This window comes from Gracilibacillus boraciitolerans JCM 21714 (genome assembly GCF_000521485.1).
Taxonomy (GTDB): Bacteria; Bacillota; Bacilli; order Bacillales; family Amphibacillaceae; genus Gracilibacillus; species Gracilibacillus boraciitolerans.
Genome location: NZ_BAVS01000001.1, coordinates 89,026 through 113,721 on the forward strand (window position 1 = coordinate 89,026; position 24,696 = coordinate 113,721).

The following is a 24,696-nucleotide window of genomic DNA, read 5'->3' on the forward strand; positions in this document are numbered from 1 at the left end:
ATTATGGTTGATGATGACAAATAGGGTGGAACCGCGGGATAAACCCGTCCCTATGCTTTATCTAATCGATAAGGCATAGGGACGGGTTTTCTTTTGTCTATAATTATGATCACTGGTAACATAATTTCATTGCTGTAATGGTAAACGATGTATATATAGAGGAGGATGATGGATGAATATTCAAGAAATGATATTAACATTACAAAAGCATTGGTCTGATCAAAATTGTATTTTGATGCAGGCGTATGATGTTGAAAAAGGTGCAGGAACCATGTCACCAATGACATTGTTGAGAAGTTTGGGACCTGAACCATGGAACGTGGCATATGTAGAACCATCAAGACGTCCAGCTGATGGACGCTATGGTCAAAATCCTAATCGGCTTTATCAGCATCACCAATTTCAAGTAATTATGAAACCATCACCAGATAATATCCAGGAATTATATTTAGAGTCATTAAAGAAATTAGGAATTGATCCGACATATCATGACATCCGATTTGTTGAAGACAACTGGGAAAATCCTACGTTAGGTGCCGCTGGACTTGGATGGGAAGTATGGTTAGATGGGATGGAAATTACACAGTTTACCTATTTTCAGCAAATAGGAGGCTTAGAAGCAAAACCGGTTGCAGTAGAAATTACTTATGGTATTGAACGATTAGCATCTTATATTCAGGATAAAGAGAATGTATTTGAATTAGAATGGACGACAGGGGGGGTTACTGTTGGTGATATTTTCTATCAACCTGAATATGAGCATTCTACGTATACCTTTGAGACATCAAATACTGAGATGTTATTTGACTTATTTACTACGTATGAACAAGAAGCAAAACGAACAATGGAAAAAGGCCTTGTCTTTCCTGCATATGATTATGTGCTCAAATGCTCTCATACTTTTAATTTGTTAGATGCAAAAGGGGGTTATTTCTGTTACGGAACGAACAGGTTACATCGGTAGAGTCCGCAATTTGGCTAGAGAAATTGCCAAACTATATGTAGCTGAGAGAGAAAGACTTGGATACCCAATGTTGAAAGGAGAAAAGACTAGTCATGAAAACATCTAATGTTTTGTTTGAAGTTGGTTTAGAAGAAATGCCAGCGCGTTTCATGAACGACACTAAAAAACAGCTTAAGCATAAAACAATCGAATGGTTAAAAGAAATTCGTTTGGCTTATAAGCATGTTTCCACTTTTATTACACCAAGAAGATTTGCGGTTATTATTGAAGGATTAACTGAAAAACAAGTGGATCAGGAAGAAGAAGCAAAAGGACCAGCTAAAAAAATCGCAATAGATGAAGATGGTAATTGGACAAAGGCTGCCATTGGCTTTGCTAAAGGACAAGGTAAATCCGTTGACGACATTTACATAAAAGAAATGAACGGAACAGAATATTTGTTTATAAATAAGTATATTGAAGGTAAAACGCAAGATCAATTATTACCTCAATTCAAAGATATTATATTAAGTTTAAATTTTCCAAAGAATATGCGGTGGGCTGAACAAAATCTGCGTTATGTTCGACCTATTAAATGGTTAGTTGCTTTAAAGGATAATACTCTGATACCGTTTGAGATTGCAGGGGGGGTGGTAACAAGTAATGTCAGTTATGGTCATCGTTTCTTAGGTGAAAAATTTGTTATAAATAATCCTTTAGATTATGCGAAACTTTTAGAAGCACAATATGTGATTGTTGATACGAACCAGCGTGAACAATTAATAGTAAATGGTATTAAAGCGTTGGAACAAAAAAATGATTGGATCATACCAGTTGAGAGAGACTTATTAGAAGAAGTTACAAATCTTGTGGAATATCCTACTGTGTTTAGTGGTTCATTTAGCAAAGAATTTTTGGATATACCACAACAAGTTTTGATCACATCCATGAAAGAACACCAACGATATTTTCCAGTCCAGTCAGGAAAAGGTGACTTATTACCTTATTTTATTGGCGTTAGAAATGGCACTGCAGAGCATATTGATACGGTTTCAAGAGGCAATGAAAAGGTATTGCGGGCACGATTACAGGATGCACAATTTTTCTTTGAAGAAGATCAAAAACAAACGATTGGACATAATCTCGAGCAATTAGATCGCATGGTATTTCAAGAGAAACTAGGAACTATTGCAGACAAAGTAAAAAGAGTTGTAGCTATTGCATCTATTATCAGTTCAGAATTAAACATTTCGAATCAGGAACAGGCACAAGTTGAGCGAGCTGCTACTATAAGTAAATTTGATCTTGTGACAAATATGGTAAATGAGTTTACTGAACTTCAAGGTGTGATGGGGCGAAAATACGCTGAAATATTTGGGGAAGACGACATCGTTGCACAAGCAATTGAAGAACATTATATGCCGAGAAATGCGCATGATGAGATGCCTCACAGTATCGTGGGATCCATCGTCAGTATTGCAGACAAAATAGACACAATTGTTGGATGTTTTTCTGTTGCACTAATTCCTAGCGGTTCTCAAGATCCATATGCATTAAGAAGACAAACGCTTGGTATTTTACAGATTATTCAGCATCACCAATTAGATATAAATGTTATGGACATCACTCAAAAAGTGTTTTTAATATTTGAAAAAAATAATATTCCCACTGCTGAAAAATCTGAAGTATTAGAACAATTAGAATCATTTTTTAAACAACGTGCAGCATATATTATGAAAGAAGCGAACATTGAATCTGATATTATTGAAGCAGTATTGGTTAATACACTAACAGATTTTTCTTTTATATTCGAAAAAGCAAAAACTTTAAAACAGAAAAAGGCTGATAGTAATTTCAAAGAAAAACAAGAAGGATATGTACGTGTTCTTAATTTAGCAGCAAAAGCAAAAGATAGTCAGAAAGTAGATGTGTCACTTTTTATAAATGAGGAAGAAGCAAGTTTAAATCAAGCATATTTACAAGTTAAAAATAAATATAACGAGGCGATAACTAATAAAGATGCAGCAGCAATTGAGATATTAACTCCTTTGGTTGATCCCATTCATCGCTTCTTTGATCACACCATGGTTATGGATAAGGATGAGAAAATTCGTCATAATCGATTAGCACTACTGCAACTGATTGCTGAGGATGTAAAAAAATATGCGGATTTAACCAAAGTCCAGTGGAAACAGTCTAAAGCTTAGGACTGAGGAGGATACTACGCACATGGAAAAAGCGATTATTTATGTGGTTTCAGATTCTGTCGGTGAAACCGCAGAATTTGTCATAAAGGCAGCTCTCAGTCAATTTATGAATGAAAAAGAATATGATTTATATCGCATTTCATATGTTGAAAATCTCGAAGTTTTGCGTGGTGCAGTCTATCACGCTCAACAATTAGGAGCGATGATTGGTTTCACATTGGTCAATCCGGAATATAGTCAATTTCTAAAATATGAATCTGCAGACAAGCATGTGGAATGTGTTGATATTATGGGTCCAATGCTACAAGCAATGGAGCGTAAGTTTGGAAGAAAGCCAAAAGAAGAGCCCGGACTTATTCATAAATTAGATGAAGATTATTTTAGAAGAATTGAAGCGATAGAATTTGCAGTAAGGTATGATGATGGTCGCGATCCAAGAGGTGTTTTACAAGCAGATATCGTATTAATTGGTGTGTCACGGACATCGAAAACTCCACTTTCCCAGTATTTAGCACATAAACAATTAAAAGTTGCAAATGTACCTATAGTGCCTGAGGTCGAACCACCATCAACCTTATTTGAAATACCTACCAATAAGTGTATTGGTTTAAAAATAAGTTCTGAAAAACTAAATGGAATTAGAAGAGAAAGATTAAAGAGCTTAGGTCTAGCTGATCATGCAATCTACGCAAATATGGAACGAATTGAAACGGAATTAGCTTTTTTTGATGACCTTATCCTGCAATTAGGATGTCCTGTAATTGATGTTTCTCATAAAGCCGTTGAAGAAACCGCTAATATTATTATGCAAATGATAAATCAGCCATATTGGAATCTTGATCGGATAGATCATAAACACGAGTAAAGATGTTGGCATTTAAGTTAAAACTATATTATAATAAATATTTGCAGAAAAGTGTTTATAATAGCAATAATTGGTGAATTACTAATTAATATATTATCAATTTCATTAATAAATAATAGAATGAAGCAGGATATTGCCTATTTTTGTAGAATTATTAATAGTGAATACTTATAGTATTCGACAATATGTTAACTTTTGATCATAAATTTTGTATATATTGTGTTTATAGCAATTCCAATGGAGGGTATTACATTATTAACAAGTTAGTTATTATAAAGCTATTTTTTATTGGGAATTTCGAGAAAAATGTCGAAAATTTCTTTGGTAATAGGAAGATATGGTGATCACAAATGACCAATCACGTGTCAGATGAAATAATTGAATCTATTCGTCAAGCTAACGATGTGGTGGACGTTGTTGGAGATTATGTACAGTTAAAAAAACAGGGTCGAAATTATTTCGGACTATGTCCTTTTCATTCGGAAAATACACCATCATTTTCTGTAAATCAGGATAAACAAATTTATCATTGTTTTGGTTGTGGAAAAGGTGGTAATATATTCACTTTTATTATGGAAATGGAGGGTTTTACCTTTCAACAAACTCTCCATTATTTAGCTGAAAAATCCGGTCAAATCGTACCAGACTTAAAACAATCTGATCACAAGACTCCGAGTAGTGAAGAACAAGCCATTTTAGAAGCCCATCAATGGTTGACGAAGCTCTATCATCATTTATTAAGACATACCAAAGATGGAAAACAAGCCTTAGCATATTTACATGATAGAGGATTCTCAGATGAAGTTATCAACCTCTTCCAAATTGGCTTTTCACCACTCTCTAGGGATTTTGTTGCGCAATTCCTAGAAAAGAAAGGCTTCCACAAACAAGTGATGGTTAATGCTGGATTACTTACTACCAATGGGAACGGTGAATATTTTGATCGTTTTCAAGGAAGGGTAATTTTTCCGATCAGAAATCCCATTGGGAAAACGATTGGATTTGGTGGTAGAACAATAACTGATCAAGAACCTAAGTATCTTAACAGCCCTGAATCCTCTTTATTTAGAAAAAGCAATTTACTGTATAACTTTGATATTGCGAGATCTGAAATTCGGAAAAAGGGTGAAGCAATTCTTTTTGAAGGTTATGCGGATGTAATTGCTGCACATCAGGCTGGCGTGCTAAATGGTGTTGCATCTTTAGGAACATCTTTAACAGAAACACATGCCTCGCTTTTGAGAAGATATGTTGATACGGTATTAGTTTGTTATGATGCGGATAATGCAGGGCTTTCCGCAACATATAAAGCCATAAAGTTATTAAAAAAAGTAGGATGTACGATTAAAGTTGCGGCTTTACCTTATAAATATGATCCAGACCAATTTATCCAGGAATTTGGAGAAGTTAAATTTAGAACACAAGTAATTGAAGTAGCAAATACTGAGATGTCATTTATAATGAAATTCTTAAAAAAAGATTTTAATTTAAATCTTGAAGGAGATCGGCTTCATTATGTAGAAAAAGTAATAGAGGAGATAGCACTCCTGCATAGTTCAGTTGAACGAGATTATTATCTTCGTGAATTGGCAGACGAATTCAAACTATCGTATGATGCCTTAACACAAGAATTAATGTCTCAAATGCGAAATGTTCAAAAAAATGATGATAACCAACAAAGGTTTGGTAATACTAAGGGTGGTAATCAGCAGAATTATCCAGTAAATAAGAAAAAGCAGTTGCCGCCAGCTTATAAAAATGCAGAACGGCAGCTATTGGCATATATGCTCCAAAACGTCAATATTGCAGAAAAAGTTAAAGAAACAATTGGATCTAAATTTAACAGTGAACAATATCAAATTATTGCAACACATTTATATGGTTTCTATGAAGAAGGTAATGGGGCAGATTCAAGTCATTTTATCACCTATCTAAACGATGCCGATCTTCAGCAAACGGTTGTTGAATTGTCGATGTTAGATAACTCATGGGAAATGACTGAAAAAGAGCTGGAAGATTATATTCATATTATTCAATCTCACCAAGTTAATCGTGTGAAAATAACAGAAATGCAACAAAAGATGAAACAATTAGAGAAAACTGATCCACAAGAAGCAGCTAAAGTAGCAATGGAAATTATAAAGATAAAACAGCAATCGAAAAATTGAGTTTAGTTTTTGGAAGGAGGGGGGGCACTCATGGCAGAAAATAAACCATCACGTTCTAAAGAAACAGAGTTAACAGTTGATCAGGCAAAAAGACCAATTGTTAGAAATAGGAAAAAAGCGTGGTGTCTTAGCATATGAGGAAGTAGCAGAAAGATTGTCGAATTTTGAATTAGAATCAGATCAGATAGATGAATTTTATGAGTATCTTAACGAACAAGGTGTAGAAGTAATAGGGGATTCAGATAATGATCCAACGATGCAGCAACTTTCAAAAGAAGAAGAATTTGATTTAAATGACTTAAGTGTTCCTTTAGGTATTAAAATTAATGATCCAGTGCGGATGTATTTAAAAGAAATTGGTCGTGTAGATTTATTATCTGCTTCTGAAGAAATAGAGTTAGCAAAAAAAATAGAAGAAGGCGATGAATATTCTAAGAAACGCTTGGCTGAAGCCAATCTTCGTCTTGTTGTAAGTATTGCAAAGCGTTATGTTGGTCGCGGTATGTTATTTCTAGACTTATTCAAGAAGGTAATATGGGACTAATTAAAGCGGTAGAAAAGTTTGACTTTCGTAAAGGTTTTAAATTTAGTACGTATGCAACATGGTGGATTCGTCAAGCGATCACAAGAGCAATTGCTGACCAGGCAAGGACCATTCGTATTCCAGTTCACATGGTAGAAACCATTAATAAATTAATTCGTGTGCAACGTCAGTTACTGCAAGATTTAGGTCGTGAACCAACTCCAGAAGAAATTGCGAAAGATATGGAATTAACACCTGATAAAGTAAGAGAAATTTTAAAAATTGCTCAAGAACCAGTTTCTCTTGAAACACCTATTGGGGGGGAAGAAGATGATTCACATTTAGGTGATTTTATTGAAGATCAAGAAGCAACTTCGCCCTCAGATCATGCAGCATATGAATTATTAAAAGAACAATTAGAGGATGTTTTAGATACTCTAACAGACAGAGAAGAGAATGTACTACGTTTACGATTTGGTCTTGATGACGGCAGAACCAGAACTTTGGAAGAAGTCGGTAAAGTGTTTGGTGTTACACGCGAACGAATTCGTCAAATTGAAGCAAAAGCATTACGCAAATTGCGTCATCCAAGTCGAAGTAAACGTCTAAAGGATTTCTTGGAATAATTCCTAAATTCTTCTGAAATATCTTTAAAAGTTTCACGTGCTATCCGATATATAAGGTAAAGTGCGGAAGACTTGGAGATGGTAATATGGAGGAAGAACGCAAGAAAATTATTATAAATGAAATAAATTATTGGAAGTCACATCAACTATTGCCAACTCATTATTGTAATTTTTTATTAGCCCTTTACACAGAAGGTGAAGGCATAATTGATGAAAAGCAAGAGAAAAAACAAACATCTTATTATTTGTTCTATTATTTTTTTGATACAATAATATTACTTCTTCCTGTATTGTTGTTCCAATTTAGCAATCAAATCATTTTACAAATCATAGGTATTATAGCCATTTTATTTTTAGCAGTGGGAATGATGAGGGTATTTATTCATCACACAAAATTACAAAACTCGTATGCAGTTATGATATTTTTTGCCGTGTTTTTATTTTCTACCACATTATTATTAAATGATTATATTCAAATTTGGTGGATTATTTATCCTTGGATGCTAGTTAACAGCTTATCTTGGATTGTCTTTGGGAAACTTAAAAGACAATTTTTCTTGCAAGTAGCAGGTATTTTTATGTTAATTATTATCGCAATCCTATATGGTTTTCAAATTTTTTAGACGATTTCGTGAATTATAAAGACAATCTCTTTTCTAATTGGATAATTTGAAGTAAAATAAAGATGTTTCTATGATACATAATAGTTGGAATTGTTGGATTAATATTATCATCAGGAATGGGAAATGAAGGAGGAAATGAAATGAAAAAGAATCCAATTATACCTTTTGCACTTATTGCCGTACTCGGGATTTTGGCGATGATTATCTTTTCGGTAATTGGTCTTAATGAACAAGATAAAATTGCGAGTGACGGTGAAGAAAGCAGCGAAGAAAGCACGATAAGAGAAGATCCTGAAGCTATTGTCCAAAGCTGTATCGGCTGTCATGGTGGCGATCTGGAAGGTGCTACTGGTCCAAGCTTGCAGAACATTGGTAGTAAGTATAACCAAGAAGAGATTTATGAAATCATCGTAAATGGAATTGAAGGAACTGGTATGCCCAGCGGAGTTGTACCAAATGAGGAAGCAGAGATTTTATCCAAATGGTTAGCGGAGAAAAAATAATATCAAAACAAGAGCTTTCTGTATAACACAGAAAGCTTTTTTCATCGTATTTTAAAAATAGAAAGGAAGAATAGTATGCTTTCGAATCGATTGCAACAGCTTGCTAATTATTTAGAGGATCCAATTTGCTTTGCCGATATAGGTTCTGATCATGCTTATTTGCCTTGCTATGTCTGTGTTCAACATCCAAAAGCCAAAGCCATTGCAGGCGAATTAAATGAGGGTCCATATCAAAGAGCTAAGCAAACAGTATTAGATCAACATTTAGCAGCACAAATAGATGTACGTAAAGGAAATGGACTCGAAGTTATTAGCCCAGGAGAAGTGAATCAAATAACCATAGCGGGTATGGGTGGGAAATTAATTTGTTCGATACTAAATAATGGGAAAAATAAACTGTCTGGTGTGCAGCGATTAATACTTCAACCTAATATTGATGCCCATCTTGTGCGCAAGTGGGTAATAGACAATAGCTATCGTATTACTGCGGAAGCGATTATTTTAGAAGAAGGCTATGTATATGAAATAATTGTATGTGACTTTTATACAAAACAACAAAAATTAAATAATCAGCAATTATTATTCGGTCCTTTTCTGTTAGAAGAAAAAACAGACGTTTTTCAACAGAAATGGCTGAGTGAAAAAAATAAAACGACTTAGTCTTTTAAGTCAGATGCAACGAGCTTCATTACCACCGCAAGAAAAAATTGAACAATTGGTAAAAGAGATAAACTGGATAGAGGAGGTTTTGAAAGATGACAACTGTTGAAGATGTGATAACACTTTTTGAGAAATGGGTACCAAAGCATTATGCTGAATCCTGGGACAATGTTGGATTACAAGTAGGGAATAAAAAACAAGAAGTAAAAAAACTGTTGATTAGTTTGGATGTAGTAGATTTAGTAGTGGAAGAAGCGATTAAAAAAGATGTAGATTTAATTATTGCTCATCATCCATTGTTATTTAAAGGATTAAAAATAATAGATACGCTAGAACCTAAAGGACATATCGTTCAAAAATTACTCAAACATAATATTGCTGTTTATGCGGCCCATACGAATTTAGATGTTGTGAATGGTGGTATAAATGATTTGCTATCAGAAGCAATAGAAATTAAAAATACGAGTGTTTTAATACCTACTGTAGAAGAAAAATTATATAAGTTTATTGTATATGTGCCAAGTAGTCATATCAAAGAAATAACAGCTGCGATTGGTGAAGCAGGAGCTGGACATATCGGAAATTATAGTCACTGCAGTTTTCAATCTATAGGAACCGGTGCTTTTAAACCTTTAGAGGGTACGAACCCTTTTATTGGAACGCAAGGAGAAATCGAACGAGTAGAAGAATACAAATTGGAAACGATCGTTAAAGAGTCTCAACTTTCCACTGTGCTACAAGCAGCAATAAGCGCACATCCTTATGAGGAGATGGCCTATGATTTATTTCCGTTAGCAATTAAAGGAGAAGTACAAGGTTTAGGGCGAATTGGAAAGCTAGCACATCCGATGACTTTGCAGGAGTATTGTGATTTGGTGAAAGAAAAACTTCAAATTTCCTCTCTACGCTATGTAGGAAAACCAGATAAAATGATTGAGAACGTAGCAATACTAGGAGGTAGTGGGAAAGAATATATAACTGCCGCTATGGATGCTGGTGCAGATTTATATATTACTGGGGATTTAACGTTTCATGAGGCGCAGGAGGCTGAAGAAGCTGGTCTATGCTTAATTGATCCTGGCCATCATGTGGAAGAAATAATGAAAGAGGGTGTCAAAAAATATTTTATGGATCATTTGAATGCTTTACCGGATAAGATAGATATCATCGCATCGGGCCTCTCCACAGATCCATTTAGATATAGATAAATCGATTCTTACCGATACCGATTATTATATATAAGAAAGACACTTCGCGATAACCTCTGTGGCCATTTTGAATGATTTATTAATGCAAAGCAATCATACCATTTCAAAATTTTCTCATCAGTTATGCGAATTATCTTTCTTTTGTATCATATTATTTCGCTTTGACTTTTGGCAGTATTTTATCTTTTTTTACTTTAGACGTTATATCCCATGTTTGGGGGGGATTATTTGGATCATACTGTTCGATAAATTTAATCACTTCTTTTGCGATAGGTGTCGGAGTTGATGCACCAGCAGTAACTGCCACCTTATTAATGCCTTCTAACCACTCCAGTTTTATTTCTGAAACATCGGCTATCCGATATGCTTGTGTTTCAGCTTTTTCTTTTGAAACCTGAGCTAATCTATTCGAATTATTACTTCTTGGATCACCAACAACTAAAGTCAAATCAGCGTCTTTTGCCTGTTCAGCCACAGCCTCTTGTCGTACTTGCGTAGCCATACATATTTCTTGTTCCATTTCTGTTTGAGGATATTTTTCCTGTACTTTTAGCATCACGTCATAAACGTCCCACTGACTCATTGTGGTTTGATTTGTTACTAAAATCTTATCAGCGGATAATTCAAGTGCCTCAACATCTTTCTGGTTTTGAATCAGGTGCACATGACCAGGTGCAACTCCGACAGCACCCTCAGGCTCTGGGTGGCCTTTTTTTCCGATATAGACAATTTCATAATTTTCATTTACTTTTTTTCTGATTAAATCATGTGTCCGAGTGACATCTGGACAAGTAGCATCTAACACGGTCAATCCTTTTTCTTCTGCTCTTTCTTTTACCATCGGTGAAACACCGTGTGCAGTAAAAATCACCGTGCCACTAGTTATTTCTTCTAATAATTCTTCACGATTTTTACCATCTAATGTATAAACACCTTGCTCCTCGAAGGCATTTGTAACGTGTGAATTATGAACAATCATACCAAGAATATATATGGGACGAGGTAGATTGGGATCTTTTACTGCGTTTGCAGCGATAACCATTGCATCAACGACACCATAGCAATAGCCCCTGGGCGCTATTTTAATTACTTCCATTCTCGTTCCCCCCCCTCTGTACTTTCTATTAGAGATCAAGTAAAATAAGAAATAGTGGACTCAAATTTGTCCAATACTTATATTATAATGGTATTTGGCCTAATTGACAAAGATATTTGCTAGTTAGAAGGAGATTAATATGAATAAAAATTTATTTAGACAATACGCATTAAATGATTGGATGAACGATGTTATTGAAGAATTAAAATTTTCTAAACCTACACCAATTCAGACGAAAGTTATTCCAGAAGTGTTAAAAGGAAAGGATATCATCGGGCAATCTGAGACGGGTTCGGGAAAAACACATGCTTTTTTGATTCCATTATTAAATCAATTGGATCCTGAAAAGTCAGAGACACAAATCGTCCTGACAGCACCTACAAGAGAGTTAGCGATACAAATATATGATGAAGTGAAGAAAATTATGCAATTATCTAAAAATGAAGATGTATGGCGTGCGAAATTGATTATAGGTGGTACAGATAAAAAACGAATGATAGAAAAAATGAAAGAACCACCACACATTGTAGTAGGTACGCCGGGCAGAATATTGGACTTGCTGCAAGAGAATGTCTTAAATATATATTCTGCACGATCTTTTGTTATGGATGAAACTGATCTCATGCTAGAACTAGGATTAATTGAGGATATTGATCGTATTTTAACTAATGCAGAGTCTAACATACAAGTGATGGTTTTTTCTGCTACCATTCCTGAAAAATTACAACCATTTCTAAAAAAATATTTACATTCCCCAGTATATATTAAGTTAGACGATCGCTTAGCTCCTGAGAAACTAGAACATCGCTTGGTCGCATTAAAACACCGCGAAGCAGCTGACGTTATTTTGATATATCAATTGATCCATCCATATTTAGCGATTATCTTTACTAATGGAAAAGAAAATGCTAATAAATTAGTCGAACAACTTCAGACTAAAGGTCTTAATGTAGGCTTAATTCATGGTGGGCTAAATCAACGCGAAAGAAAAAGAGTACTGAAGGAGATTCAACAATTAAAATATCAGTATATTGTTGCAACGGATTTGGCAGCAAGAGGAATTGATATTAAAGGTGTTAGCCATGTTATAAATGCTCAATTACCAAAAGAGGAGTCTTTCTATATCCATCGGGTTGGCAGGACTGCGAGAGCAGGCATGGAAGGTACAGCTATTAGTCTCTATAATGAGGATGATATTCATTTAGTCCAAAAATTAGAGAAAAAAGGATTAACCTTTACCTTTTATGATGTGTTTAAAGGAGAATGGCGAGAAGCAAAGGCATGGAACGTCAGACAAAAACGTCAGAAACAAGAAGATGATGCAGAAAGCAAGGCCTGGCAACAAGTGAAAAAACCTAAAAAAGTGAAACCTGGTTATAAGAAAAAAATGAAATTCCAACAAGAAAAGGCAAAAAGGAAAATTCAACGCAATAACTATAAGAAGTAGAGGAGATGTCGAGATATTATGTTAAAGATTGGCTCACATGTTTCTATGAGCGGTAAACAGATGTTATTAGGATCAAGTGAAGAAGCGGCATCTTATGGTGCAACAGCTTTAATGATTTATACTGGAGCACCTCAAAATACGAGAAGAAAAGCAATAGACGAACTCAATATTGATGAAGGTCAAAAGCATATGAAAGAAAATGGTATTATTGATATTGTCGTACATGCGCCATACATTATTAATATTGGTAACGCAAAAAAGAAAGAAACATTTGAACTTGGAACCTCTTTCTTGAAAAGTGAAATAGATCGGACGGAAGCGATTGGTGCAAAACAAATTGTCTTGCATCCAGGTGCGCACGTAGGTGAAGGTGTTGACATAGGAATAGCAAAGATAATTGAAGGATTGAATGAAGTTTTAGATCCAAAACAAGACGTACAAATTGCTTTGGAGACGATGGCAGGAAAAGGTACAGAAATCGGTAGAACATTTGATGAACTTGCAAAAATTATTGATGGTGTGACTCATAACGAAAAGCTTTCTATTTGTTTAGATACATGCCACATTCATGATGCAGGCTATCCAATCGTTGATGATATTGATGGAGTGTTAAATGAATTTGATAAAATAATCGGATTAGACCGATTAAAAGTAGTGCACATCAATGATAGTAAAAATGTGCAAGGAGCTGGGAAAGACCGTCATGAAAATATCGGTTTTGGTCACATCGGCTTTGATACCATTCATAAGATTGTCCATCATAAACAACTTGCTGAACTGCCTAAGATATTAGAAACACCTTATGTCGGAGAAGATAAAAAGAATAAAAAACCACCATATAAATTTGAAATTGAGATGCTAAAAAATGGCTTATTTATTCCAGATTTAAAAGAAAAAATTATAAATCAATAAATCAATCCCTGTTTCATATCATGAAACAGGGATTGATTTATTCTAATGAAAATAGTGTTCGATGCGGTATTCTTTTATTAACTTTTGGAAAAGTTGCTGACAAGCATTTGCTGTTTCCATATCGGTAATCTTTGCTAATTTTTTAAACATTTTTACTCTATCCTCAGAAATAGTGGGATCAAATTTGCTATTTTTTAAATGGTTAGTAATAGCTTGTGCCTGTGTTTTGGAAATTGTTAAATGGAACTTTTGTGAGTACTCTAACACTTCTTTTGCTGTCAATTCTTTTAGTTTATTCATCATGATACGTTTTGTGAATTCATTCATTAAACAAACTCCTTTATATAATAATACATTATTTTATGCACTTATGTTTCGTTTTGGTGCATATAGGTTATAAGAAGATAAGATGTATTATTTGCAATAAGCGATATTTTTCGCTAGCATATAGCGCTGTAGGTAAACTACATTGTCAGATGTATACCATTGACAAAAAAAGGAGTGTGTAGTTGTGATGAAAAAGATGCAATGGATTAGCATTGTATTGGTTTTAGTGATTGCGGGAGTAAGCTATTATCAAATAAATTCATATCAAAAAGAAATGCAAGCACTAAAAAAAGAAAAAATAGAATTAACAAAAGAGATTGAAACCATCGAATCTCAAGCAATGTATATTTTAAATCAATCTAACCACGCAGAAATTGATCTAACACATGAAACGTGGCCACAATATTTTGATGTAGCTGAAGTTATGGTCAAAGAAAGTGATGGTAAATTTTTAAGACCTTGGGCTATATATTTGGTAAAAGAAGCTGAAGAGTATAGGATTGATCCTTTTATTGTGTATGAATTATTAAAAGTCGAAACCGGAAACACTTTTAATCCTAATTTGGTAGGTCCAGAAACAAAATACGGTCATGCATATGGAATGGCACAATTCATGACAAATACAGCTCCATGGATTGCAGACATGGCAGACATGCCTTATAAAGAAAATCTTTTATATGATCCATATTATTCAATAAAATTATCTATAGTCTATTTAGATTATTTATATAATCAGTATGATAACTGGGATGAAACTTTAACTGCTTATAACCGAGGGATGACTGGGTTAGAACAGTATAAATTAAAAAATGGAAATGCGGACAGTGTTTATGCTAATAAAATTCAAACAAACGCTCAAAAATATAAGGAGTTTGTTGCGCTTGCTAATTAGTGGAAAGTAAATATTACCACGTAAGATTACGTAATTCTGAGACATACTATGCTTGTACCTCTAATTAGAAAGGGAGGGAATAAGCTATGCCAGATCATCAGAAAGAGCATCATGTAGAAAATGCGCCAAAAATTGATAATGGTCGTATTGATGAGTCTCCAGATACTGAGCAATTTGTAACTACTGATGAATTATATGCAGTAGATGAGGCATATAAAAGGGAAGCAGAGACATCTGCAGAACTTTCCGCAAATGATTTTAATCGGCCCATTGAAGCAGATGACCAAGAGACTGAAATGCAGACAAGCGTTAACACTGCATGGGGTTGGACAGGTTTAGTGTTAGCACTAGCTTCCTTCTTTATATGGCCGCTTATAATGGCAATAGGTGGTATTATTTTAGGATTCATTTCTAAAAAACAGGGTGCGGATACACTTGGAAATGCTGCTATTGTCACAGCGGTTGTTTCGATTTTACTATCATTGATTTTTATGCCATTCTAAAGGTCAGAATATCACAAAAGGCAAGCCATTTGGCTTGCTTTTGTGATAGTTAAATGAGTCGTATCTCTTTTATACTTCTTGAGCTTCTTTCTTTTGTTTTTCAATCATTTCTTCTGCAATTTTATCTATTTCAATCTTTAATTCTTCGACCATTGTTTCTTCAGGTACTTTTCGAATGATTTCACCGTGGCGGAATAATAATCCTTCTCCACGTGCACCAGCAATTCCTATATCTGCTTCTCTGGCTTCTCCAGGGCCATTAACAGCACAGCCAAGCACAGCTACTTTAATTGGAGCTTTGATCGAAGAAATATATTCCTCTACCTCGTTAGCGATCTTAATTAAATCAATTTCAATACGACCACAAGTGGGACAGGAAATAAGTGTAGCAGCATTCGATGCCAGGCCAAATGTTTTTAATAATTCCTTTGCAACTTTAACTTCTTCAACAGGATCAGCACTTAACGAAATGCGCATCGTATTTCCAATGCCCTTGCTTAAAATGGCACCCATACCTGCAGCACTTTTAATGCTTCCAGCAAATAAAGTACCTGATTCCGTAATACCCAAATGTAGAGGATAAGGAATTACTTCAGCAGCTTTTTCATAAGCTTCGATCGCTAATTTAACATCAGATGCTTTTAATGAAACGACAATATCGTGAAAGTCTAAATCCTCTAATATTTTAATATGATGCAGTGCACTTTCAACCATACCATCTGCAGTAGGATAACCGTATTTTTCTAGAATATGTCGCTCAAGAGAACCAGCATTTACTCCAATACGAATAGGAATGCCTTTTGCTTTTGCAGCATTGACGACAGCTTCCACTTTATCACGTTTTCCAATATTACCCGGATTAATTCTAATTTTGTCTGCGCCACCTTCAATGGCTTTCAGAGCTAACTTATAATTAAAATGTATATCTACTACTAATGGGATATTAATTCTTTTTTTAATTTCAGGTATAGCATCTGCCGCACGTTCGTCTGGGCATGCAACGCGAACAATTTGACAACCTGCTTCTTCTAAGCGTTTGATTTCTTTAACTGTTGCTTCGACATCATGTGTTTTTGTAGTTGTCATTGATTGAATAATTACTTCGTCTTTTCCACCTACAATCACATTGCCAACTCTAACAGGTCGCGTATCTTTTCGCTGGATTAAGGCCATATATAAAATCGCTCCTTTATTTCTAATTCCACATCATTATAGAAAGAACTCGAATCCTTCTTATATTACATGATGTTCCATATTTCATTATAAAGGCTAGAGAAAGAAAAGAGAAGTATCTTCCCTTACACTTTCAATAAAAAAGTTAAATGAAACTATTTAGTTCGTTCATGCGTATGTTATGATAGAAATAGAATAACCATGTGGGGGGGTGAAGAGATGTTTACAATAACTGCAGATTGGATGAGTTTTGTAATAGTAGGATTTGCAACACTTTTTTTGATCGGGGGGGAATTATTAGTAAATGCAAAAGGAATTTTTAGTATTTTAGGAATCGGATTTATTACCATTTATTTTTCCTCTTTTCTAGAACCGGGAATGTTTTTTATCATGATTATTATCTACTTTGTAGGCATTTTGTTAATGATTATTGACGGAAAAATAATTAATGATGGAACATTGGCGATAATTGGTCTGGTTTGTATGATTGCCTCTGTTGGATTTGCAGCACCGAATTGGACTGCGGGGTTATATGCGGTTATCGGAATTCTCCTTGGTGCAATGGCTTCTTTTGTCTTTTTAAAAGTCTTTAAGAAGAGACAAATGTGGACGAAGATGACATTGTTTGATCAATTAACAGATGATGCTGGTTATTCAAGTATCAATCAAACATACAAAGAATTATTAGGAAAACAGGGGGGGTCACCACTACAGATATGCGACCAATTGGTACGATATTAGTTGATGATAAATTATATAGTGCCATAACTCAAGGAAGATGGATAGAAAAGAATACCAACATTGTGGTGGATCAAGTAGATGGAACCAGAATATTGGTGAAAGAACTAAGAAAACAATCAGCAGAATAATTGCTGGCTGTTTTTTTTTTTATGACCAGACTTCAGTCGTATGATAATGTAGATTTTGTATGATTTTATATAATAATATATATATTTGGAAAAAAGTCTATCATTTTGTCCAATAGTTGTTATAATAAAATTGTTTGTAAAGGTTTTGTAAATTTTATATAAATGTCTTTACAAAACATTCAATAATCATTAATAATGGATTGGGTGAATGAAAGGAATGTCTAATTTTGTCGCAGATAGTAAGATAAATAAAAGGTAAAGATAAAATTTGACAATACTTTTATCACTTTGGGGATACTACATAAAGAAAAGTTTGTGAGAAGGGATGAACACTGTTGGATGTAAATTTACAAGCTATGATATTTGAATTCGTTGGAGGTTTAGGTATATTTCTTTTAGGAATAAAATACTTAGGAGAAGGTCTTCAAAAAACTGCTGGGGATCGCTTGCAAAGTATCTTGGATAAGACAACTAGTAATCCTTTTATGGGAGTTCTGGCTGGTATTTTTGTTACCATTTTATTACAGACGAGTACAGGAACAACCGTACTTACCATCGGTTTAGTAAATGCAGGATTTATGACATTAAGACAATCAATTGGTGTTATCATGGGGGGCAAATATTGGTACAACAATGACTGCTTTTATTATTGGTATAGAGATAAAAGAATATGCCTTGCCAATTCTAGCAGTCGGAGCACTTATGCTATTTTTCTTAAAAAGTAACAGGCTAACTAATATAGGATTAACTATTTTTGGTTTTGGTTCATTGTTTTTCGGTCTTGATTTAATGAGTTCAGGACTTAAACCATTAAGAGATATACAGATGTTCCACGAGTTGACAGTTAGCATGTCAGATGTACCTCTCCTAGGTGTTGCTATTGGTACTTTATTCACGGTAATAGTGCAAAGTTCAAGTGCGACTATTGGAATTTTACAAAGTTTGATGGCAGAGGGTGCGATTGAACTAAAAGCAGCCTTACCAGTTTTATTTGGTGATAATATTGGTACAACAATAACTGCCGTGATTGCCTCGATTGGGGCAACAGTAGCAGCTCGTCGTGCAGCATTAACACATGTTATTTTTAATGTTATTGGTACGGTGATTGTGGTAAGTTTCTTAGGATTTTATACAATATTGATTAGTAACATCCAAACTTGGCTGGACTTAAATCCAGCCATGACTATTGCTTTTGCACATGGTATCTTTAACGTTTTAAATACTTTAATTCAGTTTCCTTTCATTGGATTTTTAGCATTACTTGTAACAAAACTTGTACCCGGTGAAGATGCAACAGTAAAATATAAACCACAGCATTTGGATCCGATTTTTATAAATCAATCTCCTTCTATTGCTTTAGATCAAGCAAAATCTGAGGTAGTTCATATGGGTGAATATGCGATAAAAGGACTAGAAGAAACTAGTATGTATTTGAATAATAATAGTCAAAAAAATGCAGATATGGCTTTGCAATTAGAAGGAGCTCTGAATAATCTTGATCGAGAGATTACTTCATATTTAGTAGAATTATCTGGAAAACATTTTTCTGAAAATGAGCGCAATAATCATTCGACATTAATTAATTCGGTCCGTGATATTGAAAGAATAGGGGGGGATCACTTTGAAAATATTGTGGAACTGGTTAATTATAAAATTTCAAATAAAGTTGATATTACAGAACAAGGCATGATTGATTTAAACAATATGTTTGATTTAACGATCAGTACTGTAAAAGAAGCGATAAGAGCATTAGATGAAATGGATAGAGAAGCAGCTCTTAGTGTGATACAAAAAGAAAATGAAATTGATAAAATGGAGAGAAATTATCGAAAAAAACATATTATTCGTTTAAATGAAGGAGTATGTAGTGGTACTGCTGGTATAGTATTTGCAGATATTATTAGTAATTTAGAGCGCGTAGGTGATCATGCCGTTAACATTGCTGATGAAGTATTAGGAGAAAGACAAACACATTAAGAATAGATGCGGAAGTAGTCTTATTGACTGCTTCCTACACATTGATTTAAACATAGCTTCAAAAAAAATGGAGAAATTCCATTAAAACTATTGACGAAGTTTTAAACCTATGGTAAATTATTAAATGTCGCTTCAGTAAATACATATTATTATTCCACAGTAGCTCAGTGGTAGAGCAATCGGCTGTTAACCGATCGGTCGTAGGTTCGAATCCTACCTGTGGAGCCATGGCGGTGTAGCTCAGCTGGCTAGAGCGTACGGTTCATACCCGTAAGGTCGGGGGGGGTTCGATCCCCTCCGCCGCTACCAAATTTGATGGCGGTCGTGGTGAAGTGGTTAACACATCGGATTGTGGTTCCGACATGCGTGGGTTCAATCCCCACCGGTCGCCCCCATTAAATTATAAGAAAGGACCTTAGCTCAGTTGGTTAGAGCTATCGGCTCATAACCGATCGGTCGCAGGTTCGAATCCTGCAGGGTCCACCAAACTTTATATATTACGGAGGAATACCCAAGTCTGGCTGAAGGGATCGGTCTTGAAAACCGACAGGGGGGGTGTCAAAGCCGCGGGGGGGTTCGAATCCCTCTTCCTCCTCCATACATAATGTTTTGACAAGAAAAAAATAATATTTGGCTCGGTAGCTCAGTCGGTAGAGCAACGGACTGAAAATCCGTGTGTCGGCGGTTCGATTCCGTCCCGAGCCACCACTTAACAAGCAATTTAGATGCTTGTTTTTTTATGCAATAAAATAATAATATTTATGACAAGTCTTTTGTGAGGATTTTAAAAGTATAAAAAAATTTACAGTGCCCATGCTAAATAGTTGCAATTCATTTCAAAGTTTTGATACCATTTAATATAGAAAGGGATAAACACTTTCTATAATTTCTAATAGGAGGAATGAATAACATGGCAAACTTTACATTACCTGAATTACCTTATGCATATGATGCGCTTGAGCCACATATTGATAAGGAAACAATGAACATTCATCACACTAAACACCACAACACATATGTTGAGAAGTTAAATGCTGCATTAGAAGGTCACGATGATTTGGCAAATAAATCAATCGAAGACATTCTAGCAAATCTTGACGCGGTTCCAGAAAATATTCGTACAGCAGTTAGAATCATGGTGGTGGACACGCAAATCATAGTCTCTTTTGGACATTATTATCTCCAAATGGCGGCGGACAGCATCAGGCGAGTTAGCTGATCAAATTAATTCTGTATTTGGTAGCTTTGATAAATTCAAAGAAAATTTTGCTGCAGCTGCAGCAGGTCAATTTGGATCTGGCTGGGCATGGTTAGTAGTTAATAATGGTACTCTTGAAATCACCAGTACTCCTAATCAGGATACTCCTATTTCTGAAGGCAAAACACCTATATTAGGTTTAGACGTATGGGAACATGCGTATTATTTAAAATATCAAAATAAACGTCCAGATTACATTTCAGCATTTTGGAATGTAGTGGATTGGAATAAAGTTTCAAGTTTATATAATGAAGCTAAATAACAAATTGTCAAGAAAGAGACTACAATTAATGTAGTCTCTTTCTTTTGGTTAAAATTAAAAATTTGGATAAAGCATAAAAGTTCTTATTAAAAATGTATATCTCATGCTTTCTAGACCAAAATAAAGGTTAGATTGCAGTGAGGTGTATAAGATGGGCAAAATAAAAAACAAAAATAAACCAGTGATGCCGAATTTAAAAGATTTAAAATTGCTATTAACCATTGGAGGACTTTATGCATTAGCAACATTATCATCGAATACGTTTGTTAATATTTTTTTATGGAAACAATCTGGTGAATATATTGATATTGCTATATACAATTTATTTATTTATATACTCCAGCCTATAGCGTTTGTAATAGCAGGTAAATTTGCAAAAAAAGTCGATCGCACCCTCATCATTAGAATAGGTATATCTTTTTTATCTGTTTTTTATGTGACAGTATTAATCGCTGGGGGGGACAAGGCATCACAGTTTCCATATTTATTGGGCTCGATTTTAGGAATTGGCTATGGGTTTTATTGGCTTGCTTTTAACGTGTTAACATTTGAGGTGACTGAACCTGAATCGCGTGTTTATTTTAATGGTATTCTCGGTACTCTGCAATCATTTGGGGGTATGGTAGGCCCGTTTTTTGCCGGGTATATTATTTCTAAGTTAGATAATTTTCAAGGATATAGTATTATTTTCTTTATATCCTTTTTTTATTTTTAGTCGCTATCATTTATTCCTTCTTTCTTAGTAAACGAAAAGCAACTGATAAATTCTTATTTAGCAAAGTAGTATATGAGCGAAAAAAAAATCACGATTGGAGAAATATTTTATATGCCCATCTATTTCAAGGATTAAGAGAAGGTCTGTTTATTTTTATAATCGCCATTTGGGTCTATATTGCCACGAATAGTGAATTTGCATTAGGTGCATTTAATTTAACTTTTTCATTATGTTCATTTATTGGTTATTATATAGTTTCCAAAATAATAAAAGTTGAGAATAGAAAGAAAGCAATCTTTTTAGGTGGCTTGTTATTATATACTGGTGTATTAATTTTTGTATTCCAAACAAGCTATTGGATGCTGCTTGCATATGGAGTAGTGATTGGATTTGCTTATCCTTTATTCAATGTGCCGTTTATTTCTTTAACCTACGATATAATCGGAAAGGCTACAGATGCAAAAAATCTTAGAATCGAATATATTATAATTCGTGAATGGTTTATTAATATAGGCAGAGTTACCGCAATTCTAATTTTTATCATAGCGGTTAGTAGAATTGATCCCGTAAAGATAATACCCATTTTATTACTAACTATTGGTGGCGGTAATTTACTTGCATATTATTTTGTGCGTAAAACAAATTTGTTGATCTATTCTTCACACAAATAGAAAATCATACCTTATTCGTGTTATAATAATGACGGAGTTATGATAGGGGGGGGTAATGAGTATGAATCAACATTCTGAATTAAAAAAGAAAAAGAAAAAATTGAAAAAGAAAAAGTCACAACTACCATTTCGTTTAAATATATTGTTTGTTACCGTTTTTCTTATATTTTCCTTGCTTATTGTGCAGCTGGGAATTGTTCAAATCCTAAACGGGGGGGAAGAAGCACAACGCCAAATCAATCAAACAGAGAATACACCATCAGAAAAGCCTGTTCCGAGAGGGAAAATGTATGACAGTAATTTAGATTTAATATTAGATAACGAAGCTGTCAAATCAATTACATATACACCACCTAAAAACGGAGATAATGCAAAGGACAGATTAAAACTTGCAGAAAAATTAGCAAAATACGTAACCATTATTAAAGATGAAAATGAATTAGAAAAAAAATTCGGGAACGAGATAAAAAAGAGTATTGGTATTTGCAAAATCCGGACATGATAGCTGAACGTTTGACAGATGAAGAAAAAACGCTTGATTCGGGAGATAAATATCAAGTTGAGCTTGATAAAATTACAGAAGAAGACCTAGAACAAATAGAATGGACACCAGAATTACTCAATATGATTGCAATCAAGAAAGAATTGGATTCAGCGTTCGAATTATCTCCACACGTTATTGTGAATGAGGGACTAACAGATGAAGAATATGCGCAGGTTGCAGAACATTTATATGAGCTTCAGGGTATTAATGCAGTAATTGATTGGGAACGCCAAAAATTGTATGACGAAACATTAAGTTCTTTCTTTGGTAATTTAACCAGTTCAGATGAGGGAATTCCACGAGAAAATAGTGAATTTTATTTAACAAACGGATATACATGGAATGACCGTGTTGGCACAAGTGGTTTGGAACAAGAATATGAACATGTCTTAAGAGGCAGAAAAGAAAAAGTTCAATATACAACTACAACCAATGGAGATGTTATTAATTCTGATGTGGTAGTAGAAGGACAACGTGGTAAGGACCTTATATTAACGATCGATATGGAATATCAAGCAGAAGTTGATAAAATAGTTAAAGAGGAACTGAGAAAAGCGATCAACAATCCTGGTAGTAACAATGGCTATTTGCAAGATGCATTAGCTGTAGTCATGGATCCTCAAACAGGGGGGGATATATTAGCATTATCAGGATTTCGATATGATAAAGAGGAACAAGAATATTTAAATCAAGCATACCGAACGATATATGATTCCCATGAGCCAGGTTCTTCTATTAAAGGAGCTACAGTGTTGGCTGGTTATCAGGAGGGTGTTATCGATATTGGCACGATATTAGACGAAAGTGCTATAAAAATAAAATCAACTCCGAGATTTGCTTCTTATTCCTATTTAGGTCGAAGTAATTCTGATCTAGAAGCACTTCAAAAATCCTCAAACGTCTATATGGGTAGGATTGCTATAAAAATAGCTGGAGCTACATATCGTGAAGGGGGGGAAATTCTTCATAATTTTGATTATGCGGCATTTGATTTAATGAGAAATTATTTTAGTCAATTTGGTTTAGGTGTTAAAACAGGGGGGGTCGATTTACCATTTGAGGCAACTGGGCTTACCGGAATAAATCCTGACCAAGGGAAGTTGCTCTATATGGCTATTGGACAATATGACACATATACTACTTTACAATTGGCTCAATACGTTTCTACAATAGCAAATGATGGATATCGTATGAAACCTCGCTTAGTGAAGGAAATAAGAGAACCTGGTGGTGGTGATGGAACTCCAGGGGAATTAATTCGGTCTATTAATCCTGAAGTCTTAAATAGAGTTGATATGGATGATAAATATATCGAACGAGTACAGACTGGTTTTAGACGTGTAGTTACAAGTGGTACTGCTTCCGGGCAATGGAGTGGTTTTCCCTATGAAGTTGCTGCTAAAACAGGTACAGCAGAAAAGCCAAAATATGAAGATGGTAAGCAAGTAGCTTATACAGAAAACTTGTCGCTTGTTGGATATAGTCCTCTAGAAGAACCAGAAGTAGCCTTCGCTGTTATAGTTCCTGAGAATGGTACGGGAGATAATAGGCATCAAGTTCATCATGCGATTGGTAAACGGATCATTGAAACATATTACGAGTTTAAAAATAAAACAGATAAATCAAAAGAATAAAATTATAGTGATGAGTAATACTAAAGAAACTAGTTTAACTAGTTTCTTTTTTATATTAAATTGTCGAATTTACAATGTCTTTACATTTAA

Annotated in this window: 20 protein-coding genes, 6 tRNA genes, 4 pseudogenes and 1 other annotated feature (1 of these 31 only partly in view); of the genes and pseudogenes, 27 read left to right on the top strand and 3 right to left on the bottom strand. The window is 34.6% G+C overall.

The features are described 5' to 3' along the window. Positions 1–55: a binding site (T-box leader), on the top strand; it begins 124 nt to the left of the window's first position. A gap of 117 nt (positions 56–172) precedes the next feature. From glyQ to JCM21714_RS00440, 9 genes and pseudogenes are all read left to right on the top strand, one after another. Then, positions 173–1,070: pseudogene (gene glyQ / locus JCM21714_RS00400) on the top strand (glycine--tRNA ligase subunit alpha). Beyond that, positions 1,057–3,150, top strand: a complete 2,094-nt coding sequence (gene glyS, locus JCM21714_RS00405; RefSeq protein WP_035720831.1) for a glycine--tRNA ligase subunit beta — start codon at positions 1,057–1,059, stop codon at positions 3,148–3,150. The pseudogene glyQ and the gene glyS overlap by 14 nt, the downstream one beginning before the upstream one ends. 22 nt (positions 3,151–3,172) lie before the next feature. Continuing rightward, a complete protein-coding gene (locus JCM21714_RS00410; RefSeq protein WP_035720834.1) occupies positions 3,173–4,015 on the top strand; it encodes a pyruvate, water dikinase regulatory protein in 843 nt (280 codons plus the stop codon). Positions 4,016–4,365: 350 nt separating this feature from the next. After that, positions 4,366–6,183, top strand: coding sequence for a DNA primase (gene dnaG / locus JCM21714_RS00415; protein WP_035720837.1), 1,818 nt, complete (start codon positions 4,366–4,368; stop codon positions 6,181–6,183). 30 nt (positions 6,184–6,213) lie between these two features. Next, a pseudogene (gene rpoD, locus JCM21714_RS00420) lies at positions 6,214–7,332 on the top strand (RNA polymerase sigma factor RpoD). An 86-nt stretch (positions 7,333–7,418) separates the two neighbouring features. After that, a complete protein-coding gene (locus JCM21714_RS00425; RefSeq protein ID WP_035720840.1) occupies positions 7,419–7,955 on the top strand; it encodes a hypothetical protein in 537 nt (178 codons plus the stop codon). A 140-nt stretch (positions 7,956–8,095) separates the two neighbouring features. Beyond that, on the top strand, positions 8,096–8,458 hold the full coding sequence (cccA, locus tag JCM21714_RS00430; protein WP_035720843.1) for a cytochrome c550: 363 nt from the start codon (positions 8,096–8,098) through the stop codon (positions 8,456–8,458). 75 nt (positions 8,459–8,533) lie between these two features. Further along, positions 8,534–9,118 (top strand): tRNA (adenine(22)-N(1))-methyltransferase, encoded by a 585-nt coding sequence (locus tag JCM21714_RS00435; RefSeq protein ID WP_369403367.1) that lies wholly within the window; start codon positions 8,534–8,536, stop codon positions 9,116–9,118. 95 nt (positions 9,119–9,213) lie between these two features. After that, positions 9,214–10,326 (top strand): Nif3-like dinuclear metal center hexameric protein, encoded by a 1,113-nt coding sequence (locus JCM21714_RS00440; RefSeq protein ID WP_035720845.1) that lies wholly within the window; start codon positions 9,214–9,216, stop codon positions 10,324–10,326. Positions 10,327–10,477: 151 nt separating this feature from the next. Here JCM21714_RS00440 and JCM21714_RS00445 read toward each other — a convergent pair whose 3' ends face one another. After that, entirely contained in the window at positions 10,478–11,422 is a 945-nt protein-coding gene (locus JCM21714_RS00445) for a 4-hydroxy-3-methylbut-2-enyl diphosphate reductase (protein WP_035720848.1), read from the bottom strand. Positions 11,423–11,561: 139 nt separating this feature from the next. Between JCM21714_RS00445 and JCM21714_RS00450 the strand changes: the two genes are divergently transcribed. Together JCM21714_RS00450 and JCM21714_RS00455 are read left to right on the top strand one after the other, a co-directional pair. Further along, positions 11,562–12,869, top strand: a complete 1,308-nt coding sequence (locus JCM21714_RS00450; RefSeq protein ID WP_035720850.1) for a DEAD/DEAH box helicase — start codon at positions 11,562–11,564, stop codon at positions 12,867–12,869. Between the two features lie 18 nt (positions 12,870–12,887). Then, entirely contained in the window at positions 12,888–13,781 is an 894-nt protein-coding gene (locus JCM21714_RS00455) for a deoxyribonuclease IV (RefSeq protein WP_035720851.1), read from the top strand. A 42-nt stretch (positions 13,782–13,823) separates the two neighbouring features. Here JCM21714_RS00455 and JCM21714_RS00460 read toward each other — a convergent pair whose 3' ends face one another. Then, positions 13,824–14,108 carry a DUF2624 family protein gene (locus JCM21714_RS00460; RefSeq protein ID WP_035720853.1) on the bottom strand — a complete coding sequence of 95 codons (285 nt, stop codon included), beginning with the start codon at positions 14,106–14,108 and terminating at the stop codon, positions 13,824–13,826. Between the two features lie 187 nt (positions 14,109–14,295). Here JCM21714_RS00460 and JCM21714_RS00465 point away from each other — a divergent pair, with 187 nt between their 5' ends. Together JCM21714_RS00465 and JCM21714_RS00470 are read left to right on the top strand one after the other, a co-directional pair. Further along, positions 14,296–15,000, top strand: a complete 705-nt coding sequence (locus JCM21714_RS00465; RefSeq protein WP_035721778.1) for a lytic transglycosylase domain-containing protein — start codon at positions 14,296–14,298, stop codon at positions 14,998–15,000. An 86-nt stretch (positions 15,001–15,086) separates the two neighbouring features. Beyond that, positions 15,087–15,503, top strand: a complete 417-nt coding sequence (locus JCM21714_RS00470; RefSeq protein ID WP_035720854.1) for a DUF4190 domain-containing protein — start codon at positions 15,087–15,089, stop codon at positions 15,501–15,503. A 69-nt stretch (positions 15,504–15,572) separates the two neighbouring features. Here JCM21714_RS00470 and ispG read toward each other — a convergent pair whose 3' ends face one another. Then, positions 15,573–16,676 (bottom strand): flavodoxin-dependent (E)-4-hydroxy-3-methylbut-2-enyl-diphosphate synthase, encoded by a 1,104-nt coding sequence (ispG, locus tag JCM21714_RS00475; protein WP_035720856.1) that lies wholly within the window; start codon positions 16,674–16,676, stop codon positions 15,573–15,575. A 219-nt stretch (positions 16,677–16,895) separates the two neighbouring features. On the opposite strand from ispG, the gene JCM21714_RS00480 reads away from it, so the two are divergent. From JCM21714_RS00480 to JCM21714_RS00530, 14 genes and pseudogenes are all read left to right on the top strand, one after another. After that, a complete protein-coding gene (locus tag JCM21714_RS00480; RefSeq protein WP_369403368.1) occupies positions 16,896–17,417 on the top strand; it encodes an NfeD family protein in 522 nt (173 codons plus the stop codon). Then, positions 17,393–17,545, top strand: a complete 153-nt coding sequence (locus JCM21714_RS23380; protein ID WP_369403369.1) for an NfeD family protein — start codon at positions 17,393–17,395, stop codon at positions 17,543–17,545. Before JCM21714_RS00480 ends, JCM21714_RS23380 begins: the two co-directional genes overlap by 25 nt. Positions 17,546–17,880: 335 nt before the next feature. After that, a pseudogene (locus JCM21714_RS00485) lies at positions 17,881–19,522 on the top strand (Na/Pi cotransporter family protein). Positions 19,523–19,675: 153 nt separating this feature from the next. Next, a tRNA-Asn gene (locus JCM21714_RS00490) sits at positions 19,676–19,750 on the top strand. A gap of 1 nt (position 19,751) precedes the next feature. Next, positions 19,752–19,831, top strand: a tRNA-Met gene (locus tag JCM21714_RS00495). An 8-nt stretch (positions 19,832–19,839) separates the two neighbouring features. Next, positions 19,840–19,917, top strand: a tRNA-His gene (locus JCM21714_RS00500). Between the two features lie 15 nt (positions 19,918–19,932). Further along, positions 19,933–20,008 (top strand) — tRNA-Ile (locus JCM21714_RS00505). A 15-nt stretch (positions 20,009–20,023) separates the two neighbouring features. Further along, positions 20,024–20,120: transfer RNA gene (locus JCM21714_RS00510), tRNA-Ser, on the top strand. 34 nt (positions 20,121–20,154) lie between these two features. Next, a tRNA-Phe gene (locus tag JCM21714_RS00515) sits at positions 20,155–20,230 on the top strand. A 202-nt stretch (positions 20,231–20,432) separates the two neighbouring features. Then, positions 20,433–21,042 (top strand): annotated as a pseudogene (gene sodA / locus JCM21714_RS00520) (superoxide dismutase SodA). A gap of 151 nt (positions 21,043–21,193) precedes the next feature. Further along, complete coding sequence (locus JCM21714_RS23385; protein WP_369403370.1) at positions 21,194–21,757, top strand: MFS transporter; 564 nt, start codon at positions 21,194–21,196, stop codon at positions 21,755–21,757. Positions 21,758–22,065: 308 nt separating this feature from the next. Next, the gene (locus JCM21714_RS23390; RefSeq protein WP_369403371.1) at positions 22,066–22,428 is read left to right on the top strand and encodes a hypothetical protein; all 363 of its coding nucleotides are present in this window, start codon (positions 22,066–22,068) and stop codon (positions 22,426–22,428) included. A 61-nt stretch (positions 22,429–22,489) separates the two neighbouring features. Continuing rightward, the gene (locus tag JCM21714_RS23395) at positions 22,490–22,930 is read left to right on the top strand and encodes a hypothetical protein (protein ID WP_369403372.1); all 441 of its coding nucleotides are present in this window, start codon (positions 22,490–22,492) and stop codon (positions 22,928–22,930) included. Further along, positions 22,927–24,606 carry a peptidoglycan D,D-transpeptidase FtsI family protein gene (locus tag JCM21714_RS00530; RefSeq protein ID WP_369403373.1) on the top strand — a complete coding sequence of 560 codons (1,680 nt, stop codon included), beginning with the start codon at positions 22,927–22,929 and terminating at the stop codon, positions 24,604–24,606. The genes JCM21714_RS23395 and JCM21714_RS00530 overlap by 4 nt, the downstream gene beginning before the upstream one ends. The last annotated feature ends 90 nt before the right edge of the window (positions 24,607–24,696 follow it).

Coding starts and splice junctions, on each gene's coding strand:
- glyS (WP_035720831.1), top strand. CDS start 1,057: ATGAAAACATCTAATGTTTTGTTTGAAGTTGGTTTAGAAGAAATGCCA.
- JCM21714_RS00410 (WP_035720834.1), top strand. CDS start 3,173: ATGGAAAAAGCGATTATTTATGTGGTTTCAGATTCTGTCGGTGAAACC.
- dnaG (WP_035720837.1), top strand. CDS start 4,366: ATGACCAATCACGTGTCAGATGAAATAATTGAATCTATTCGTCAAGCT.
- JCM21714_RS00425 (WP_035720840.1), top strand. CDS start 7,419: ATGGAGGAAGAACGCAAGAAAATTATTATAAATGAAATAAATTATTGG.
- cccA (WP_035720843.1), top strand. CDS start 8,096: ATGAAAAAGAATCCAATTATACCTTTTGCACTTATTGCCGTACTCGGG.
- JCM21714_RS00435 (WP_369403367.1), top strand. CDS start 8,534: ATGCTTTCGAATCGATTGCAACAGCTTGCTAATTATTTAGAGGATCCA.
- JCM21714_RS00440 (WP_035720845.1), top strand. CDS start 9,214: ATGACAACTGTTGAAGATGTGATAACACTTTTTGAGAAATGGGTACCA.
- JCM21714_RS00445 (WP_035720848.1), bottom strand. CDS start 11,422: ATGGAAGTAATTAAAATAGCGCCCAGGGGCTATTGCTATGGTGTCGTT.
- JCM21714_RS00450 (WP_035720850.1), top strand. CDS start 11,562: ATGAATAAAAATTTATTTAGACAATACGCATTAAATGATTGGATGAAC.
- JCM21714_RS00455 (WP_035720851.1), top strand. CDS start 12,888: ATGTTAAAGATTGGCTCACATGTTTCTATGAGCGGTAAACAGATGTTA.
- JCM21714_RS00460 (WP_035720853.1), bottom strand. CDS start 14,108: ATGAATGAATTCACAAAACGTATCATGATGAATAAACTAAAAGAATTG.
- JCM21714_RS00465 (WP_035721778.1), top strand. CDS start 14,296: ATGAAAAAGATGCAATGGATTAGCATTGTATTGGTTTTAGTGATTGCG.
- JCM21714_RS00470 (WP_035720854.1), top strand. CDS start 15,087: ATGCCAGATCATCAGAAAGAGCATCATGTAGAAAATGCGCCAAAAATT.
- ispG (WP_035720856.1), bottom strand. CDS start 16,676: ATGGCCTTAATCCAGCGAAAAGATACGCGACCTGTTAGAGTTGGCAAT.
- JCM21714_RS00480 (WP_369403368.1), top strand. CDS start 16,896: ATGTTTACAATAACTGCAGATTGGATGAGTTTTGTAATAGTAGGATTT.
- JCM21714_RS23380 (WP_369403369.1), top strand. CDS start 17,393: ATGCGACCAATTGGTACGATATTAGTTGATGATAAATTATATAGTGCC.
- JCM21714_RS23385 (WP_369403370.1), top strand. CDS start 21,194: ATGGGCAAAATAAAAAACAAAAATAAACCAGTGATGCCGAATTTAAAA.
- JCM21714_RS23395 (WP_369403372.1), top strand. CDS start 22,490: ATGAATCAACATTCTGAATTAAAAAAGAAAAAGAAAAAATTGAAAAAG.
- JCM21714_RS00530 (WP_369403373.1), top strand. CDS start 22,927: ATGATAGCTGAACGTTTGACAGATGAAGAAAAAACGCTTGATTCGGGA.